The organism is Massilia sp. BKSP1R2A-1 (genome assembly GCF_050586525.1).
GTDB lineage: Bacteria > Pseudomonadota > Gammaproteobacteria > Burkholderiales > Burkholderiaceae_D > Telluria.
Map to the genome: position 1 here is coordinate 80122 of NZ_JBOBRE010000001.1, position 18335 is coordinate 98456.

General features: G+C 68.7%; 15 protein-coding genes. 7 read left to right on the top strand and 8 right to left on the bottom strand.

What is annotated here, in order from left to right; all coding sequences use genetic code 11:
- Positions 1–142: 142 nt before the first annotated feature.
- The gene (locus ACQ7JA_RS00360; RefSeq protein ID WP_430893815.1) at positions 143–655 is read right to left on the bottom strand and encodes a DsbA family protein; all 513 of its coding nucleotides are present in this window, start codon (positions 653–655) and stop codon (positions 143–145) included.
- Positions 656–819: 164 nt separating this feature from the next.
- Here ACQ7JA_RS00360 and ACQ7JA_RS00365 point away from each other — a divergent pair, with 164 nt between their 5' ends.
- From ACQ7JA_RS00365 to ggt, 3 genes are all read left to right on the top strand, one after another.
- Positions 820–1419 (top strand): hypothetical protein, encoded by a 600-nt coding sequence (locus ACQ7JA_RS00365; RefSeq protein ID WP_430893817.1) that lies wholly within the window; start codon positions 820–822, stop codon positions 1417–1419.
- Between the two features lie 111 nt (positions 1420–1530).
- Positions 1531–2289 (top strand): 3-hydroxyacyl-CoA dehydrogenase, encoded by a 759-nt coding sequence (locus tag ACQ7JA_RS00370; protein ID WP_430893819.1) that lies wholly within the window; start codon positions 1531–1533, stop codon positions 2287–2289.
- Between the two features lie 114 nt (positions 2290–2403).
- A complete protein-coding gene (ggt, locus tag ACQ7JA_RS00375; protein WP_430893821.1) occupies positions 2404–4176 on the top strand; it encodes a gamma-glutamyltransferase in 1773 nt (590 codons plus the stop codon).
- A gap of 24 nt (positions 4177–4200) precedes the next feature.
- On the opposite strand, the gene udk is transcribed toward ggt, so the two are convergent.
- The 5 genes from udk to ACQ7JA_RS00400 form a co-directional block, all read right to left on the bottom strand.
- Positions 4201–4842 carry a uridine kinase gene (gene udk, locus ACQ7JA_RS00380; protein WP_430893823.1) on the bottom strand — a complete coding sequence of 214 codons (642 nt, stop codon included), beginning with the start codon at positions 4840–4842 and terminating at the stop codon, positions 4201–4203.
- A 192-nt stretch (positions 4843–5034) separates the two neighbouring features.
- On the bottom strand, positions 5035–5775 hold the full coding sequence (locus ACQ7JA_RS00385; RefSeq protein ID WP_430894496.1) for an SDR family oxidoreductase: 741 nt from the start codon (positions 5773–5775) through the stop codon (positions 5035–5037).
- Between the two features lie 2 nt (positions 5776–5777).
- Positions 5778–6722 (bottom strand): SDR family NAD(P)-dependent oxidoreductase, encoded by a 945-nt coding sequence (locus tag ACQ7JA_RS00390; protein WP_430893825.1) that lies wholly within the window; start codon positions 6720–6722, stop codon positions 5778–5780.
- 11 nt (positions 6723–6733) lie between these two features.
- Entirely contained in the window at positions 6734–7654 is a 921-nt protein-coding gene (locus tag ACQ7JA_RS00395) for an NADP-dependent oxidoreductase (RefSeq protein ID WP_430893827.1), read from the bottom strand.
- Positions 7655–7672: 18 nt separating this feature from the next.
- Complete coding sequence (locus ACQ7JA_RS00400) at positions 7673–8119, bottom strand: ester cyclase (RefSeq protein WP_430893829.1); 447 nt, start codon at positions 8117–8119, stop codon at positions 7673–7675.
- A gap of 106 nt (positions 8120–8225) precedes the next feature.
- Between ACQ7JA_RS00400 and ACQ7JA_RS00405 the strand changes: the two genes are divergently transcribed.
- The gene (locus ACQ7JA_RS00405; protein WP_430893831.1) at positions 8226–9140 is read left to right on the top strand and encodes a LysR family transcriptional regulator; all 915 of its coding nucleotides are present in this window, start codon (positions 8226–8228) and stop codon (positions 9138–9140) included.
- 12 nt (positions 9141–9152) lie between these two features.
- On the opposite strand, the gene clpP is transcribed toward ACQ7JA_RS00405, so the two are convergent.
- Complete coding sequence (gene clpP / locus ACQ7JA_RS00410) at positions 9153–9761, bottom strand: ATP-dependent Clp endopeptidase proteolytic subunit ClpP (RefSeq protein ID WP_430893833.1); 609 nt, start codon at positions 9759–9761, stop codon at positions 9153–9155.
- A gap of 161 nt (positions 9762–9922) precedes the next feature.
- Between clpP and ACQ7JA_RS00415 the strand changes: the two genes are divergently transcribed.
- Complete coding sequence (locus tag ACQ7JA_RS00415; RefSeq protein ID WP_430893835.1) at positions 9923–10615, top strand: sigma-70 family RNA polymerase sigma factor; 693 nt, start codon at positions 9923–9925, stop codon at positions 10613–10615.
- Positions 10616–10639: 24 nt separating this feature from the next.
- Here ACQ7JA_RS00415 and ACQ7JA_RS00420 read toward each other — a convergent pair whose 3' ends face one another.
- Entirely contained in the window at positions 10640–12529 is a 1890-nt protein-coding gene (locus tag ACQ7JA_RS00420) for a CocE/NonD family hydrolase (RefSeq protein WP_430893837.1), read from the bottom strand.
- A 398-nt stretch (positions 12530–12927) separates the two neighbouring features.
- Here ACQ7JA_RS00420 and ACQ7JA_RS00425 point away from each other — a divergent pair, with 398 nt between their 5' ends.
- Entirely contained in the window at positions 12928–14097 is a 1170-nt protein-coding gene (locus tag ACQ7JA_RS00425; RefSeq protein WP_430893839.1) for a patatin-like phospholipase family protein, read from the top strand.
- Complete coding sequence (locus ACQ7JA_RS00430; protein WP_430893841.1) at positions 14094–18317, top strand: two-component regulator propeller domain-containing protein; 4224 nt, start codon at positions 14094–14096, stop codon at positions 18315–18317. Before ACQ7JA_RS00425 ends, ACQ7JA_RS00430 begins: the two co-directional genes overlap by 4 nt.
- Positions 18318–18335: the final 18 nt, after the last annotated feature.

Here is an 18335-nt window from a genome sequence, read left to right on the forward strand (position 1 = left end):
TAACGCATGCATGGAACGTAGGGTGGGCGGTCCTCCGCCCACGCGTTCAAATCCCGCTTGAGCAGACGTATCGTCCTTCTTGGCACTAGCTGAACGCGTGGGCGGGGGACCGCCCACCCTACAACACTGGACCGGATCACCCCTACAGGTACTTCTCCACGGCCGCCGTCAGCGATTCCCGATCCGAATCCCCGTGATACCGCTCGCCATTGATGAAAAAGCTCGGCGTCCCGCTCGCCCCCGCCGCCTTGCCGTCCTCGGCCTGCGCCTTGATTTTCTCGCGGTGCTTGCGCGTCGCCAGCTCCTCGTCGAAGCGCGCGCGGTCCAGCCCCAGTTCCTGGGCCGCCAGCGGTAACTGCCCCGGCGACATCTGCGCCTGGTAGTCAAACAATTTATCGTGCATCTCCCAGAACTTGCCCTGCGACCCGGCCGCCTCCGCCGCTTCCGCCGCGCCTTGCGCAAATGGATGCATCCCCAGCGGCAGGTGACGGAACACCAGCGCGATCCGCTCGCCGTAGCGCCGCTGCAGCTCGGCCAGGGTAGGGTAGGCCCGCGCGCAATAGGGGCACTGGAAGTCGCCGTACTCGATGATGGTGATGTCGGCGCCGGGATTCCCGCGCACGTGGTCGCCATCCACGATCTGCAACTCGCTCATCTGAACTCCTGTGAATGTGGGTGATCCGATCTTCGCATGCACGGTCCAGGCAGCGCCGCCCGTTACCGTCGAACAATCATGTGAGCATTTGTTTCCTGTGCGCCGAAGCGGCGCATGCGGGCAGATAATGACCTGTCCACTAGTCGAATCGATCGAGGTGCACCATGCGTCCCATCCATTCCATGATTGCCGTGCTGTTCGCCCTCGGCACGGCGAGCGCGCTGGCCCAGACCCAGACCTCGCCGAAGCCGCCCGCCAGCAAGCCGGTCGACGACAGCGCCAGCTACGGTCCGGTGCTGAACCCGCAGACCCCTCCGGCGACGTCCGGCACCCAGGCGGGAGGCGAAGCGAGCCCGCAGGCCCAGGAAGAACGCGCCGGCCAGCCGCCGACCGGCAAGCCGATCGATTCAGACCCATCGGCGCGCCCGGCGCCGCAAAGCACCCAGCCGCAGCAGGGCAAGGCCCGCGACGAACGCCAGCAGCCGGCCAAGCGGCCGCCGCAGGCCAAGCGCCGCGCTGTGGAGCAGCGCATCGAGAGCACGCCGCGCATCGCCGCGCCCCAGCCCAGGCCCAGGGCCGAGGTGGAGTCCGGCGTGGCCCCGGCGCCGGTGGGTCCGCAAAGCACCCAGGTGGTCGGCTGCGTGGGCGGCGCCTGCACCGGCGCCAATGGCGCGACCTATAACATCCCGCCGGGAGGCGGCCCCGGCACCAGCAGCAGCGGTCGTCCCTGCACGAGCAACGGCACCACGATCCAGTGTCTTTGAGCCGGGTGAAGGCCCGGCATGGTTTTTCTTGCCAAAAGTTCGCTACAATGCCGCTGTTTGACGTTTACGTAAACGTGAAGCGGGGCAAAGAACTTTTATAAGGGAAAACCAATGCAAATTCAGAACAATGTGTTCATCGTGACCGGTGGCGCGTCGGGCCTTGGAGCAGCCACGGCGCGCATGATCACCGAGGCGGGCGGCAAGGTCGTCATCGCCGACGTGCAGGCGGAGGCGGGCGCCGCGCTGGCAGCCGAGCTGGGCGGCCAGTTCGTCAAGTGCGACGTCACGCAAGAGGCCGATGGCCTGGCGGTCGTCGACGCGGCCCTGAAACTGGGCACGCTGCGCGGCCTGGTCAACTGCGCCGGCGTGGCGCCGGCCGTCAAGACCGTCGGCAAGGACGGCCCGCACCCGCTGGACGCTTTCCAGCGCGCCGTGAACATCAACCTGGTCGGTACCTTCAATATGTGCCGCCTGGCGGCTGACGCCATGGGCAAGCTCGAAGCCGGCGAATACGGCGAGCGCGGCATCATCATCAACACCGCCTCGGTCGCGGCCTTCGACGGCCAGATCGGCCAGGCGGCCTACGGTTCCTCGAAAGCGGCCGTGGCCGGCATGACCCTGCCGATGGCGCGCGACCTGGCGCGCAGCGGCATCCGCGTGATGACCATCGCCCCGGGCATCTTCGAGACCCCGATGCTGATGGGCATGCCGCAGGAAGTGCGTGACTCGCTCGGCAAGATGGTCCCGTTCCCGCCGCGCCTCGGCATGCCGAAGGAATACGCGCACCTGGCCAAGGCCATCATCGAGAACGTCATGCTGAACGGCGAAACCATCCGCCTCGACGGCGCGATCCGCATGCAGCCGAAATAAGGTTGCATGGAACGATCCTGAAGCCATCTCTCAATTGTTGTACGATTGACAGATGTCGGGCGCGCGGCGCACACCGCGCGCCCTTTGCTTTTTAAGGAAACGATGTTGAAGAACATGACTCTGCGTCAGGCCGCGCTGGCCCTGGCGCTGGCATTCGCCGCAAGCCCGCAACTGCTGGCCCAGGACACCCGCCAGGCCGCTCCCGAAGCCGCCACCGGCTATGCAGAAAAAGTCGGCTGGCCCGCGAAGAACTACATGGTGGCCGCGGCCAATCCGCTGGCCGTGGAAGCCGGCTACCAGATCCTGAAGCAGGGCGGCAGTGCGATCGACGCGGCCATTGCCACCCAGATGGTCCTGACCCTGGTCGAACCGCAATCCTCCGGCATCGGCGGGGGCGCCTTCCTCGTGCACTACGACGGCAAGCGCACGCAAGCGTTCGACGGGCGCGAGACCGCGCCTTCGAAGGCGGACGAGCACCTGTTCGAACGTCCCGACGGCACGCCGCTGTCGCGTACCGAGGGCATCGTCGGCGGCCGTTCGACCGGCGCGCCGGGCGTGCTGCGCATGCTCGAGCTGGCGCACAAGGAGCACGGCAAGCTGCCGTGGAAGGCGCTGTTCGCGCCCGCGATCAGGCTGTCGGAAGAGGGCTTCGCGGTCAGCCCGCGCCTGAACGCGCTGCTCACCGGCGACGTCCACCTGCGCAAGGACAAGGAAGCCGCCGCCTACTTCTACGGCAATGGCGGCAAGCCCTGGCCGGTCGGCCACATCCTCAGGAACCCGGCCCTGGCGAAGACGCTGCGCGAGATCGCCGAGGGCGGCGCCGACGCCTTCTATCAAGGCCGCATCGCGCGCGATATCGCGGCCAAGGTGCAGGGCCACCCGACCAATCCGGGCCTGCTCAGCGCATCCGACATCGCGAATTACCGTCCCAAGGTGCGCACGCCCGTGTGCAGCGACTACCGCGCTTATACGGTGTGCGGCATGCCGCCGCCGTCCTCGGGCGGCATCGCGGTGGCGCAGATGCTGGGCATGTTCGAGACCTTCGACATGCGCGCGCTGGCGCCGAAGGCCGGCGTGCCGGGCCCGGAGGCGCTGCACGTGTTCAGCGAAGTGGGGCGCCTGGCCTACGCCGACCGCAACCGCTACGCGGCCGACACCGACTTCGTCCCGCTGCCGGGCCGCGGCCTGCCGAGCCTGATCGACAAGGGTTACCTGGCCCAGCGCGCCAGGCTGGTGGGCGCGCGTTCGATGGGCGAAGCGCCGGCCGGCAAACCGCCCGGCATGGACGTCGCCTGGGGGACGGACAATGCCATCGAAACCCCGTCGACTTCGCATGTGTCGGTGGTCGACGGCTACGGCATGGGCCTGGCGATGACCACGACCATCGAAGATGCCTTCGGCTCGCGCCAGTTCGTGAACGGCTTCATCCTGAACAACCAGCTCACCGATTTCTCCTTCTCCTCGCGCGACGCCGACGGGCCGGTCGCCAACCGCGTCCAGGCGAACAAGCGGCCGCGCAGCGCGATGTCGCCGACCATCGTGTTCGACCGCAAGACCGGCAGGCTGGTGCTGGCCGTCGGCTCGCCGGGCGGTCCGGCGATCATCAACTACGTGGCCAAGGTGCTGGTCGGGACCCTCGACTGGGGCCTGAACGTGCAGGAAGCGATCTCGCTGCCGAACTTCGGCAGCCGCAACGGCCCGACCGAACTGGAAGTGGGGCGCTTCCCGTCCACCACCATCGAAGCGTTGAGCTCGCGCGGGCACAAGGTGAGGCTGGGCGAGCAGACCTCCGGGCTGCACGGCATCCAGCGCATCGAGGTGCATGGCGTGCCGCTGTGGTATGGCGGGGCGGATCCTCGGCGGGAAGGGATTGCAAAGGGGGATTGACGCCCCCGTCGGGAACTGGCCGGCTCAGGGGCGCTTGCGCTGCCCGATGACGCTCGCGACCTTGGTGGTGATGACATCGACCGCCGGGCCATTCGCGCCGTGCGGCAGGATGACGTCGGCGTGGCGCTTGGTCGGCTCGATGAACTGCTTGTGCATCGGACGCACCGTCTCCAGATACTGGTTGACGATGCTCTCCGTCGTGCGCCCGCGTTCGGCGATATCGCGCTGCATGCGGCGGATGAAGCGCACGTCGGGGGCGGTGTCGACGAAAATCTTCAGCGACATCATCTTGCGCAGGTCCGCGTCGTACAGGGCGAACAGGCCTTCGATCACGATGACCGGCGCCGGCTTGACGGCAATCGTCTTGTCGGAACGGTTGTCGATCGTGAAATCGTAGACCGGCATGGCGATCGTTTCGCCATTGCGCAGGGCGCGGACGTGCTCGACCAGCAGGGGCCAGTCGAAGGCCTGCGGGTGGTCGTAATTCTGCTTGCGGCGCACTTCCGGGGTGAGGTCGGACTGGTCGCGGTAGTAATCATCCTGCATCACGACCGAGACCATCTCGGCGCCGAAGGAAGCCAGCACCTGCTGGGTCACCGTTGACTTGCCGCTGCCGCTGCCGCCAGCGACACCGATGACAAACGGGGAGGTGGAAATTTCATTCATCCCCGTATGATACCGGAGCGGCGGCCGAACCGACAGGGCCGGCTCTACCGCACTTTTCAAAAATGCAAGGAGTTTGCGGGTGTTGCCCGACGATCAGCCCTGCAGGCGCCGACCGCAAGCACAATGCGGCCGCTTCCGGTGTCGTCCCGCTGCCGGGGCCGCGGCCTGCCGAGCCTGGTATCAGGACGGAAATCAGGCGAATCCCCCGTTCACGCGGATCACCTGCGCATTCACCCAGGCGCTTGCGGGGCCGGCCAGGAAGGCGACGACGGAGGCGATGTCGGCCGGCGTTCCGAGGCGCTCGAGCGGGGCCATCTTCGCCAGCGCGGCGATCTGTTCCGCGCTTTTCCCTTCCAGAAACAGCTCCGTTCCGACCGGCCCCGGCGCGACCGCATTCACGCAGATGCCGCGGCCGCGCAGCTCGTTCGCCATGACGCGAACCAGTCCCTCGATCGCCGCCTTGGACGCGATGTAGGGGCCGTAGCCCGGCGTGGATCTGGCGATCACGCTGGACGACAGGGCGATGATGCGCCCGCCCTCCCCGAGGTGCTTGCCGGCCTTGGACAGGACGATGAAGGCGCCGCGGGCATTGGTGCGCATGATGGCGTCGAAGTCGGCCAGGGCGTCGTCCTCGATCGGGACGTTCTTCATGATGCCGGCGTTGCTGACGACGACATCGATCCTGCCGAAGGCATCCAGCGCCGCATGGAACAGGGCTTCCGCCTCGGCCTCTACGGCCACGTCGCCGCGCACGGCAATGGCCCTGCGTCCACGCGCCTCGACCGCGCGCACGACAGCCTCGGCCAGGTCCGTGCGTCCGTGATAGTTGATCGCGACATCGCAGCCATGGGCGGCCAGGCGCAGCGCGATATCACGGCCGATGCCGCGCGAACCGCCCGTGACGATGGCCGTCCTGCCGGTGTGGGTGTGCATGTTCATTGCGCGGCCTCGTGATGGTGGCTCGATCGCCGGGCCGACGCCGGCAGCAGGTCGTCCAGTCCCATGCGGGTGAGGAAATCCGCCTGCCGGGCCTGGTGCAGGGCGTCGAGTTCCTCGACGCCCTTGTGCTGCGCATCGACCGTGATCCGCGCCGGCCGTTGCCCGTGCGCGACGGCGAGGACATCGCGCACCGCCGCGCCGACCGCCGCGACGTCGAGCGGACCGCCGCATGCGGCGTCGATGGCGTCGAGCATCGCGGGTAGCCCGGCGGCGCGCCCGGGAAGGGAGCCGTACTGCTCCAGCACGGCGCCGTCGGCGGGGCCATGCGCGTGATTGAAGTGGTCGGTGCCGCGCGTGAAGGCGCCCAGCGCGACGATGATGCTGTCGATGCCAAAGGGCCGCACCTCGAAGCCCATCACCTCGGCCAGCGCGTCGCCCGCCGCCTTGCTGGCCACGTAGGGGCCGAGGAAGGGCTCGTGGATGCGGCTGGTCGTGCTGCCGATGTAGACCAGCGTGCCGGCGCCCTGGCGCCGCATGGCCGGCAGGGCCGCGCGGTTGACCCGCAGCCACGACAGTGCGTTGGTGTCGATCACCTGCGCGACCTGCTCCGGGGTGAAGGCTTCCGTCACGCCGCTCATCAGCATGCCGGCGTTGTTCACGACCACGTCGATGCGCCCCTGTTCGAGAAGCAGCTGGTCGAGCGCGGAGCGGCAGGACCTCTCCGACAGGACGTCCAGTTCCAGCAGCCGGAGCTGAAGACCTTCGTCGCGCGCCAGCGCCAGCAAGTCCGCGCCGCGCTGCCGGTTGCGCCCGTGGATGTCGCGCATGCCGGCGTAGACGATGTCCCCCGCGCGCGCCAGCGCGGTGGCGACCGCGCGGCCGATGCCGGAACCGGCGCCGGTGACCAGTGCGACCCTAACCGATTGCCTGATGTCTTTCACTCTGGCCTCCCTCAGCGTGCGGTCCGGATGACGACCTTGCCGCGCGCATGGCCGGAGGCGACCCTGTCGAGCGCCTTGCCGGCCTGCTCGAGCGGGTGGACCGAATCGATGAGGATGGCGAGCTCGCCCTTGCCGAACAGCGCGACCGCCTCGCGCAGCGCGGCCGTCGCTTCGGCGAAGAACACGAAGGCGCCGTGGCGGCCGGCGGGGGCGGCGATGGCGAAGTCGACCAGGGTCGCCAGCATCCCGCCTTCGCGCAGCACACGCCAGGAACGCATGGCCGTGTCGCCACCGATGGTGTCGAGCACGAGGTCGAAGGGCGGCAGGCGCGTGAAATCGTCGTTGACGTAATCGATGGCCTCGTCGGCGCCGAGGTCGCGCAGCAGTTCGAGGTTGCGGGCCGAGGCGGTCGCCGTCACGTGCGCGCCGGCGTCCTTGGCCAGCTGGACCGCGAAGCTGCCCACGCCGCCGGCGCCGGCGTGCACCAGCACGCGCTGGCCGCGCTGCAGGCGGCCGGTATCGAACAGCGCCTGGCGCGCGGTGCCGAATCCGGTCGGCAGGGCCGCGGCCTGTTCGTAGCTCATCGCGTCGGGAATCGCCACCAGCGTGTCGGCCGGCGCCAGCACGTAGCCGGCGAATGCCCCGCCGTCGCCCGGAGCGCGGCGCCCCACGACGCGCCGGCCCACCTGGACGCCATGCGCGCCAGGTCCCGCCGCTTCCACCCTGCCGGCGAAGTCGGTGCCGGGGATGTAGGGGAGCCGGGCCGGGAACACCGCCTGCATGTGGCCGCCGATCATCTTGAGGTCCAGCGGATTGACCCCGGCCGCCTCGATGCGCACGAGGACCTCGCCCGCGGCAGGAACGAGTGGAGGAAGGGAGGCGATCTGCACGGCGGCATCGGCGCCGAATTGTCGAATCATTGCTGCTTGCATGGTGGACTCCTGGTGAATTCAGATTGCGGGGAACTGGCCGAGCTGGAGGAACAGGCCGTACCAGTCCTCCATGTGCCAGGTCGTGGTGATGCGCTCGCCGTCGAGCGCGTGGAATTCATGGATGCGAAAGCGCACCGCCTTGCCGGTCGGTGCGATGCCGAACAGCGCGCCCTCGTGGGTGCCGGTGATTTCGCCGCGCACCGCGATCCTGCCGGGCGCCTGGACCATGTCATGGACCACGATCCGGACGTCGGGAAACGCGGCGATGACGCTGCGGATGACCGGCTTCATCCCGGCCGGACCGGGCCCCTGGCCGGGCGCCAGTGGAATGTCGTCCCAGTCCGGTGTGACGGCCTGGTCGATCAGGTCGGGGTCGTGCAGGCTGAAGGCGTCATACAGGCGCTGCACGGCACGGCGCTCCCTGGCTAGGCGGCTGTCGTCCTGGTTCACTGCATTCGAAGTCATCGCATATCTTTTCTTGAATAGCGCCGGTAGTCGGCGCCTGGAGAGGATTATGGAGACGAGGTAAAATCTATCCAACAAATAGAGCTGATACAGTAATATACGATTCATGGATTTTTATGGCATGGACCTGAACCTGCTGGCGGCATTCGATGCGCTCATGCAGGAGCGCAACGTGACGCGCGCCGCTGTCCGCATGAACGTCAGCCAGCCGGCCATGAGTGCGGCCCTGGCACGCCTGCGCACGCTGTTCGGAGACCGGCTGTTCCAGCGCAGCGCCGCCGGCCTGCTGCCGACGCCACGCGCCTATGAGATGGCGGAACCGGTCGCGCGTGCGCTGCGCGAGTTCGAGTCCGTGCTCGCGCCGCCGGAGCGCTTCGAGCCCGGCACGGCGGTGCTGCGTTTCGGGCTCGGCCTGTCCGACTATCCGGCATTCATCCTCCTGCCTTCGCTGCTGGGCGTGCTGGCGCGCGAGGCGCCGGGCGTGGGCGTGGATGTGCGCGCCTTCTCCGGACGCGATGAAGCCGTGGAATTGCTCGACGCTGGCAAGATCGACCTCGCGATCGGGGTTGCGCCGACCGTGCAGGAGAGCCGCATCCTGAGCCGCCCGATCCTGCGTGACGAGTTCGTGACGCTGGTGCGCAGAGATGCCATGCAGGCGCGCCGCAAACTCGACCTGGATGCCTACCTGGCAATGCGCCACGTCCTTGTCTCGCCGGAGGGAAGCCGCTACGGCGTCGTCGACCAGGCGCTTGCCGACCACGGCCTGCAGCGGCGGGTCCAGGTGACGATGCCGCACATGTTCGCGGTGCCCGCGCTGCTGCGCGAAGCGGACATGGCGGCGACGCTGCTGCGGCGAGTCGCCCTGTACTCGGCGCAGGCGGCCGAGCTGATCATGTTCCCGCCGCCGGTGCCCTTGCCGGAAGTCGCCTTCCATCAGATCTGGCATCGGCGCAACGACGAAAAGCCGTCGCAGCGCTGGCTGCGCGAGGCCGTCGATCGGGTTGCCGCCGGGTTCCGCTAGGGCGCCGCCGCCTCAGCCAGCCTCGCGCCCGGCCAGCACCCGGTCGATCAAGCCATAGTCCGCCGCCTGGGCCGCCGACATGTAGTTGTCGCGATCCGAATCCTTCTCGATCCGCGCCAGCGCCTGGCCGGTGCGCTCGGCCAGGATCGTGTTCAGGCGATGCCTTTGGTACAAGACCTCGCGCGCCTGGATCTCGATATCGCTGGCCACGCCCTGCGAGCCGCCGTGCGGCTGGTGAATCATGATGCGGGCATTCGGCAGGGCATAGCGCTTGCCGATCGCGCCGGCGGCCAGCAGGAAGGAGCCCATGCTGGCCGCGAAACCCGTGCACAGGGTGGAGACGTCCGGCTTGACGAACTGCATGGTGTCGTAGACCGCCATGCCGGCGTAGACCGAGCCGCCGGGCGAATTGATGTAGAGGGCGATGTCCTTCTCGGGATTTTCCGACTCGAGGAAGAGCAGCTGGGCGACGATCAGGTTGGCTGACTGTTCCGTCACTTCGCCGACCAGGAAGACCACCCGCTCCTTCAGCAGGCGCGAGTAGATGTCGAAGGCGCGCTCGCCGCGGCCCGTCTGTTCGATCACGGTGGGCACCAGGCCCAGGGAAGAATGTGCTGTCATGTCCGTCCTTTCGCGCTAGAGTGGAACCACGGAAGCGATTCCTGTCCGCTTGACGCATGCCGCCCGCCGGATGTGACGCCTGAAAAAATTTAGTCCGGACCTGTCACATTCGACCGCCGCCGAGCGTCAAGAGGCACCACCACCGCATGAGGAGACCCGTGATGCCATCGACCGCCGACCCGGACGGCCTGCTGTTCGAGCAGCTGCGCCCGCGCCTGACCGCCATCAGCCGCCGCATCGTCGGCAGCGCGGCCGAGGCCGAGGACATCGTGCAGGACTGCTTCCTGACCTGGCAGCGCGCCGAGCGCAAGGCATTGCTGACGCCGGCGGCATGGCTGACCACGGTCGTGCAGCGGCGCTCGATCGACCTGCTGCGCAGCCGCGCGCGCGAAGCAGCGGCGGCCCAGCTAGCCCGCGAACTCCAGCCTGACCCCGCGCCGGCGCTGCCGGAAGCGGGCCTGCTGCGGGAGGCCGACGCCGGGGACGCGTTTGCCCGCCTGCGGTCCCGCCTGTCGCCGTCCGAACGCCTGGCGCTGGTGCTGCACGAGGTCTTCGACTGCAGCCATGCGGACATCGCCGCCGTGCTCGGGACCAGGGCGGCGAACGCGCGCCAGCATCTTGCACGGGCGCGCCGGCGGCTGCGCGAGGAAAGAAAGGAGGCCGCGCGTGAGGAAAGGCTGTGCCGTGAACTGGTGCGCCGCTTCCAGGCGGCGATCGATGGCCTCGACGTTGCGGCGCTGGTGACGCTGCTGCTCGACGAGCAGCCGACGATGGTGCGTGAGTCACCGGCGACGCGCGCCCATCGCGGTCCCTGCGCGAACGATGCGAGCTACCATGTCGCGCTGTGCGCCTAGCCCTTGGTCCGGGCCGTGCGCCGCTCACCGTGCGGGCGTCACCACCGGCATCGCGACATGCGAGGGGTAGGCCGCCGACCGGTAGATGCGGTGCGTCGCCGGCCGGAAGTCGCTGTCCTTCGCCGCGAAGATATTGGGAACGAAGGTCTGCGGATTGCGGTCGATGAGCGGGAACCAGCTGCTCTGCACCTGCACCATCACCCGGTGGCCCTTGCGGAAGGTGTAGTTCTGCGTGTGCAGGCCGATGGGGTAGGGCAGCACGGCGCCGGGTGGAATCGCCGCCGGCTGCTCGAAGCCCTGGCGGTAGCGGCCGCGGAAGACTTCGCTGGAGACCATCAGCTGGTAGCCCGACATCGGCCAGTTGCTCGCAACGTGTTCGGGATAGACGTCGATCAGCTTGACGACCCAGTCGGCGTCGCTGCCGGTGGTCGAGGCGAACAGGTTCGCCGTGACCGCGCCGGCGATGGTGAGGTCGGCCTCCAGCGGTGCGCTTTCCCAACTGAGCACGTCCGGACGGCCGTCGACGAAGCGCTGGTCCTCGACCAGCCAGGTCGACCAGGCCGAGCCGCCGGGGAAGTAGGTGGCCTGGATCGGGCGGTGGCGGTAGGGCACCGGGTGGGCCGGGTCGGACACATAGCTGTCGAACCCTGCTGCATCGCCCTGCGGCGCCGAGAACGACAGCGAGCGGCCCGCGCCGAAATACAGCTTGCGCTGTTCGACGCCGGTCTTCGGCGGCCAGGTTTCCCAGCGCCGCCACTGGTTGCTGCCGGCTTCGAAGGTCAGCGCCTCCGGCAGCTCGAGTTTGCCCTGGTCCTTCAGGTGGTAGGCGAACCAGGGGATCTCGATCCGCTCGCGGTAGTACTTCGCCGTCGCGCTGTCGAAGCCGATCGCTCCCAGCGAATCGCCCGGCCCGACCCGCGCGCCGCCGTGTTTCCAGGGGCCCACCACGAGGAAGTTCAGACCGCGTGTATCGCGCTTTTCCAGCGTTTCGTAGATCTTCATCGGGCCGTAGAAATCCTCCTGGTCCCACCATCCCGCCACGTTCAGGGTGGGCACCTTCAACTCCTGCGCATCGGTGGCGAAGGCGCGCCGCTTCCAGAAGGCGTCGTAGTCCGGGTGGGCCGTGAAATCGTTCCAGGTCGCGATCCTGTTCCCGAAGATGTCGCGGTTCACGTTGGCGAGCGAGCCCAGTCCGAGGTACCAGGTGTAGGTGTCGTAGCGATCGAAGGGGAACTGGGCGTTGCCTTTGCCGGCCTCCATCATGTAGGCGTACTCGAAGCCATAGCTCAGGCGGAAGGCGCCGTTGTGGTAGAAGTCGTCGCCCAGCCACATGTCGGCGGGCGAGGCCATCGGCGCAATCGCCTTCAAGGCCGGGTGGGGTTCGAGCGAGGCCATCACGGACGTCCAGCCCAGGTAGGAGTTGCCCAGCATGCCGACCCGGCCGTTGTTCGATGGGACGTTCTTCAGCATCCAGTCGATGCTGTCCCAGGCATCGGTGCCTTCGTCGAGGCGCGTGGTGTCGCCCGCCTTGCGCGCCGGGCGCAGCATCACGAAATCGCCCTCCGAGCCGAATTTTCCGCGGATGTCCTGGAAGGCGAAGATGTAGCCATCGTCGGCCAGTTCCTTGTAGCGGCTCTCGATCGCCTGGGCCGAATCGTCGATGCCGTAGGGCGTGCGCAGGAACAAAATGGGCAGCGCCGCTTTCGGTTTCGCCGGCACAAAGATTTTCGTATGCAGCTTCACGCCGTCGCGCATGGGGATCATGACGTCGCTGACCGTCCACCGGGCGGGCCGGGTCCTTGCCGCGTCGAGGGACGGCTCCTGTGCCGTGGCGGCAGGCGTGAGCCCACCCAGCGTTGCGGCGACGACGATAGCGAGGCAGGCAAGCGGCGCGAAGCGGGTAGGGGCGGTCATTGGCATCTCCGGTTGGACAATCGCTTCCGTCATATTTTTCAAAATCGGAAAAATATGCTGAATGAGAAATATATGCGATTGCCGCGCTCAGCGCAAAGCGTTTTTCGTCAAGAACAACGGTACAGGCAGGGTGTCAGGTCTGACATTCGGACACGGCCTCTGCGCTAGGCTCGGTCTAAAGCTCAGCTCGTGTCTGAATGTCAGACCTGACACCGAGGTGTGTTGAAGAGCGCCCGCCTGGCTGCGAGCGAAAGGCCAAGGGTAGCGCATCTTGCCTTTTTGTCAATCGGTTGGCTGTCAGACCGTCCGTGCCGCCGAACGTCGGCGAAATCCAACTCTTCGCTCGGCGTTCAGCATTAATTTCCCAAGGGATACCCGTTTTTTGCTACCCTTGGCAGGTGGACAGCATCGAGAAAACAGGCCTGGTCCTCACAGGCGGTGGAGCGCGCGCCGCCTATCAGGCCGGCGTGATGCATGCCATCGCCCGCATCCTCGCGGATGCCGGCCGTCCGGCCCTGCGTTCCCCCTTCCACATCATCTGCGGCACCTCGGCCGGGGCCTTGAACGCCACCGCGCTGGCCTGCCGCTCCGACGACTTTTCTAGCGCCGTGCGCGGCTTGCTCAGTGTGTGGGAGGGCGTGGCCGCCCACCAGGTCTACCGCGCCGATTCGCTGGCGGTGCTGCGTTCGGGCGCGCGCTGGCTCTCGATCCTCTCGTTCGGCTGGCTGCTGCGCAAATGGCACGCGTCGCCGCCGCAGTCGCTGCTGGATAACACCCCGCTGGCCGGCCTCTTGCACCATGCGCTCGACCTGCCGCGCCTGGATGCGGCCCTGGCCGACGGCGTGCTCGATGCGCTGGCGATCACGGCGTCCTCGTACAGCAGCGGCCAGCACATCACCTTCTACCAGGCCGCGCGCGAGATCGCGCCCTGGAACCGTCACCAGCGCCTGGCGCTGGCGACCCAGATCAGCGTCGAGCACCTGCTGGCCTCGAGCGCCATCCCCTTCATCTTCCCGGCCGTGCCGCTGTACCTCGCCGGCCGGCGCGAATACTGCGGCGACGGCTCGATGCGCCAGCTGGCGCCGATCGCGCCGGCCATCCACCTGGGCGCGAGCCGGGTGCTGGTGGTGGGGGCGGGGCGCATGTCCGAGCCCGCGCTCGACCCGCTGCCGAACAGCGGCTACCCGAGCCTGGCGCAGATCGGCGGGCATGCGCTGTCCTCGATTTTCCTGGACAGCCTGGCGGCCGACATCGAGCGCCTGCAGCGCATCAACCAGACCCTCGAGCGCGTCGCGCCGGCGGTACGTGACTCGCTGCCGCTCAAGCGTGTGGAACTGCTGGTGATCGCGCCCTCGGAACGCCTGGACGACATCGCCGCGCGCCACGTCCACAGCCTGCCGGCGCCGGTGCGCACCCTGCTGGGCGGGATCGGGGCGCTGGAGTCGCGTGGCTCGGCGCTGGCCTCCTACCTGCTGTTCGAAGGCAGCTACACGCGCGAGCTGATCCGCCTCGGCGAACGCGATACCCTGGCCCGGCGCGACGACGTGCTCGCCTTTTTCCCGGAATGAAGACCCTGATCCGCCTTCTCGCCAGCCTGCTCCTGCTGGTCCTGAGCGCCACGGCGCTGGCTTCGACGCCGCGCCCGACCCTGCGCTTCGAGCACCTGTCGGTCGGCGACGGCATGGCCCAGGAATCGGTGCTGGCCGTGGTCCAGGACCGCGACGGCTTCATGTGGTTCGGCACCCAGAACGGCCTGTCGCGCTTCGACGGCTACCGCTTCATCAACTACCGCGCGGTGCCCGGCAAGCCGCGCGCGCTGTCGAACAGCTGGGTGCGGGTGCTGCACCTGGACCGCCATGGCCGCCTGTGGCTGGGCACCGACGGGGGACTGAACCTCTTCGATCCGATCACCCAGTCCTTTACCCAGTTCACGCCCGAGGAGACTTCCCGGCGCGGCAACGGCAACCGCCACATCAACGCCATCGTCGGCGACGGCGCGGACGGGCTGTGGATCGGCACCAACGACGGCCTGCAGCATTTCGACACGGTGCTGCGCCGCTTCACCACCTGGCACCATGCGCGCGGCGACGAGCGCTCGCTCAGCGACGACAACGTCAATGCGCTGGCGATGGATGCGGCGGGGCGCCTGTGGATCGGCACCGGCGGAGGTCTGGACAGCCTGGGGCCGAAGCGCGAGCGCATCGAGCACCACGTTTCGAACCTGGGCCCGCGCCAGAATCCCGTGCATGCGCTGATGATCGACGGCGAACAGCGCCTGTGGGTGGGCCGCCTGGGCGGCCTGGAACGTCACGAGCTGCGCGGGCCCAGGGCGGGCGCCGTGCGCCGCTTCGGACCCGCGGACGGCATCGGCCCGTGGTGGATCACGGCCCTGTACCGCGACGCCGCCGGCGAGATCTGGATCGGCACCCACGACGACGGCCTGCTGCGCTGGCGCGGCCGCGAGGACAGCTTCGACAGCCACCGCCACGCGGTGACCGACCGCCACAGCCTGGGCGACAACCAGGTTTCGGCCTTGTACCGCGACCGCCTCGGCACCTTCTGGGTCGGCACCTGGTATGCGGGCGTGTCGCGCGTGGATCTGGGCAGCGGCGGCTTCGCGCGCATCGTGCGGCGCGACGAGGCGCCCGACACCCTGGCCGACAACAAGGCGCGCGCGCTGCTCGCCGATGAGGGCGCCGGCAAGATCTGGGTCGGCACCGGCACGGCGCTGAACCACGTCGACCCCGCCACCGGCAAGACCACGATCTACCGCCATGAGCCGGACAACCCGAACAGCATCATCGACGTTCCCGCAGCCGCACTCGCGCGCGACCGCGCGGGACGGCTCTGGATCGGCAGCCGCACCGGCGTCACGGCCTTCGACGCGTCCACGCGCAGCTTCTCGCGCCTGCGCCTGCCTGGCGACGCCGACGCCAACAATGTGCGCGGCATGCTGGCGGGGAACGACGGCTACCTCTGGATCGCCACCCGCGGCGGCCTGCACCGGCTCGATCCCGAAACCCGCCGGGTCGAGAGCTACCGCCACGACCCGGCCAGGTCGGCCAGCCTGGCCGACGACATCGTGCGCCCGATCCTGCAGGACCGGCGCGGCCGCATGTGGATCGGCACCTTCGACGGCCTCGACCTGATGGACCGCGCCGGCGGCCGATTCCGCCACTTCCGCCACGATCCCTACGATGCGGCCAGCCTGAGCCACGACGAGGTGCACCATCTGTTCGAGGACAGCCGCGGCGACGTCTGGGTCGGCACGGCAGTGGGCCTGAACCGCATGGTGACGGCGAAGGACGGCTCGGTCTCCTTCGTGCGCTACACGACCCAGCACGGCCTGGTCGACGACGCGGTGGCCGCGATCCTGGAAGACGCCGACGGCCGCCTGTGGGTCAGCACCACCAGCGGCCTGTCCAGCTTCGATCCGGAGAGCGGGCGCTGGCGCAGCTATACGGCGGCCGACGGCATCACCGAAGGCGCCTTCTTCGACGGGGCGGCCTTGCGGACCAGGGACGGCACCCTGTACTTCGGCGGCTTCAACGGCATCACCGCCTTCGATCCGCGCGCCATCCGCGACAACCGTGTCGCGCCGCGTCCGGTGATCACGGGCATGGCGATCTTCAACCAGCCGGTCGAGCAGGCGCTCCCGGGCCTGCTCGAGGGGCCGATCGAGCATGCCGAATCGATCACGCTGCCGCCCAGCGCCTCGGTGTTCTCGCTCGAATTCTCGGCGCTGCACTTCGCCGCGCCGGAGCGCAACCGCTTTGCCTATCGCCTGGACGGCTTCGACGAGCACTGGGTGCAGGCCGACGCGGGAAAGCGCTTCGCCACCTACACCAACCTCGACCCCGGCACCTATGTGTTCCGGGTGCGCGCCGCCAACAAGGACGGGGTCTGGAGCGAGCAGGTGGCGGCGCTGGCGATCACCATCGAGCCGCCGCCCTGGGGCACGCCCTGGTTCCGCGCGGCCGTGCTGGCCCTGGTGCTGGCGCTGGCCTATGGCGGGGTGCGCCTGCGCCTGTCCGGCCTGCGGAAACAGAAGGAGCAGCTGGCGCTGCAGGTCAGCGCGCGCACCGAGCAGGTCGAGCGCCAGAACCGCGTGCTGGAGCGCCAGACCGAGGAGCTGCGCGACCAGGAAGGGCGGGTGCGCCAGCAGTCCAACGAACTGGCGCGTGCCTACCGCGCGCTGCAGGAGAACGAGGAATTCCTGCGCCAGGCCAAGCAGCGCGCCGAGGATGCCACCCGCCAGAAGTCCGAGTTCCTGGCGAATATGAGCCACGAGATGCGCACCCCGCTGGCCGGCGTGATCGGCATGCTGGGCTTCGCGCTGCGCGATCCGGCCCTGCGCGACGGCACCCGCGAACAGATCGGACTCGGCCAGGCCAATGCCCAGGCCCTGCTGGCGATCATCAACGACCTGCTCGACTTTTCCAAGATCGAGGCGGGCAAGCTCAGTGTCGAGAACATCGACTTCGACCTGCACGCGGCGCTGCGCGGGGTGGCCGGCCTGTTCGAGGAGCAGGCGGCCGGCAAGAGCGTCGGCTTCGAGATCACGCTGGACGCCGGCGTGCCGCGTTTCGTGCAGGGCGACCCGACCCGCCTGCGCCAGGTGCTGGTGAACCTGGTCGGCAATGCCTTCAAGTTCACGACCTCGGGCAGCATCGGCGTGCAGGTCGAGCGCCGCGACGACGACCAGGTGCGCGGGGAGGGCTGGAACATGGTGCGCTTCTCGGTGCGCGACACCGGCATCGGGATTGCGCCGGAAGCGCTGCCGCGCCTGTTCCAGAAGTTCGAGCAGGCCGACGCCGGCACCACGCGCCGCTACGGCGGCACCGGCCTGGGGCTGGCCATCTGCCGCCAGCTGGTGACGCTGATGGGCGGTTCGATCGGCGTGAACAGCGTGGTGGGCCAGGGCAGCACCTTCAGCGTGCTGCTACCGCTGGCCGACGGCGCCGAGCCGCCGCAGATGGAGACCGCGCCGCGTGTACCGCATACCCACCGCCTGCGCATCCTGTGCGCCGAGGACTTCCCGACCAACCAGATCATCGCCCGCACCATGATCGAGGAGATGGGGCACCAGGTCGACATCGCCGACAATGGCGCCCAGGCGGTTGCCGCCTGCGTCCGCACCCGCTACGACCTGGTGCTGATGGACGGACGCATGCCCGAGATGGACGGCGCCACCGCGACCCGCATCATCCGCGCGGGCGGCACGCCGGATGCGCAGGTCACGGATGCCCACGTGATGATCGTGGCCCTGACGGCCAACGCCAGCGAGGAAGACCGGGCACGCTACCTGGCCAGCGGCATGGACGCCTTCCTCACCAAGCCGATCGACGAGTGCGCGCTGCACGCCCAGGTCTCGCGCGCCATCGAGCGCCAGCTGGCGCGCGGCGTGGACCTGCCGCCGATGCCGCCGGCGCAAGCGTCGGCGATGGCGGCGCTCGACGCCATGTTTGGCGTCGCGCCGGAGCGCGAGGCGCTGGAATCGAATGCGGGCCGCCGCGCCGACGACCTGCGCAGCCGCCTGCGCGCGGCCTTCGCCGCCGACCTGCCGCGGCGCCGGGCCGAACTCGATGCGGCGATCGCGGCCGGCGACATGAGCGAGGCGGGCAGGGTGCTGCACGGCCTGCGCGGCAGCGCCGCCCACCTGGGCGAAAAGGCGCTGGAAGCGCTGTGCGCCGAGCTGGAAGCGGCCGCCGACGCGGGCGATATCGGGGCCCTGGTGGCGGGCGGCGTGCGCCTCGGGCTGCGCCTGGCCGAGTTCCAGGACGCCTGAGCGCCGGGCCGGCTGCCG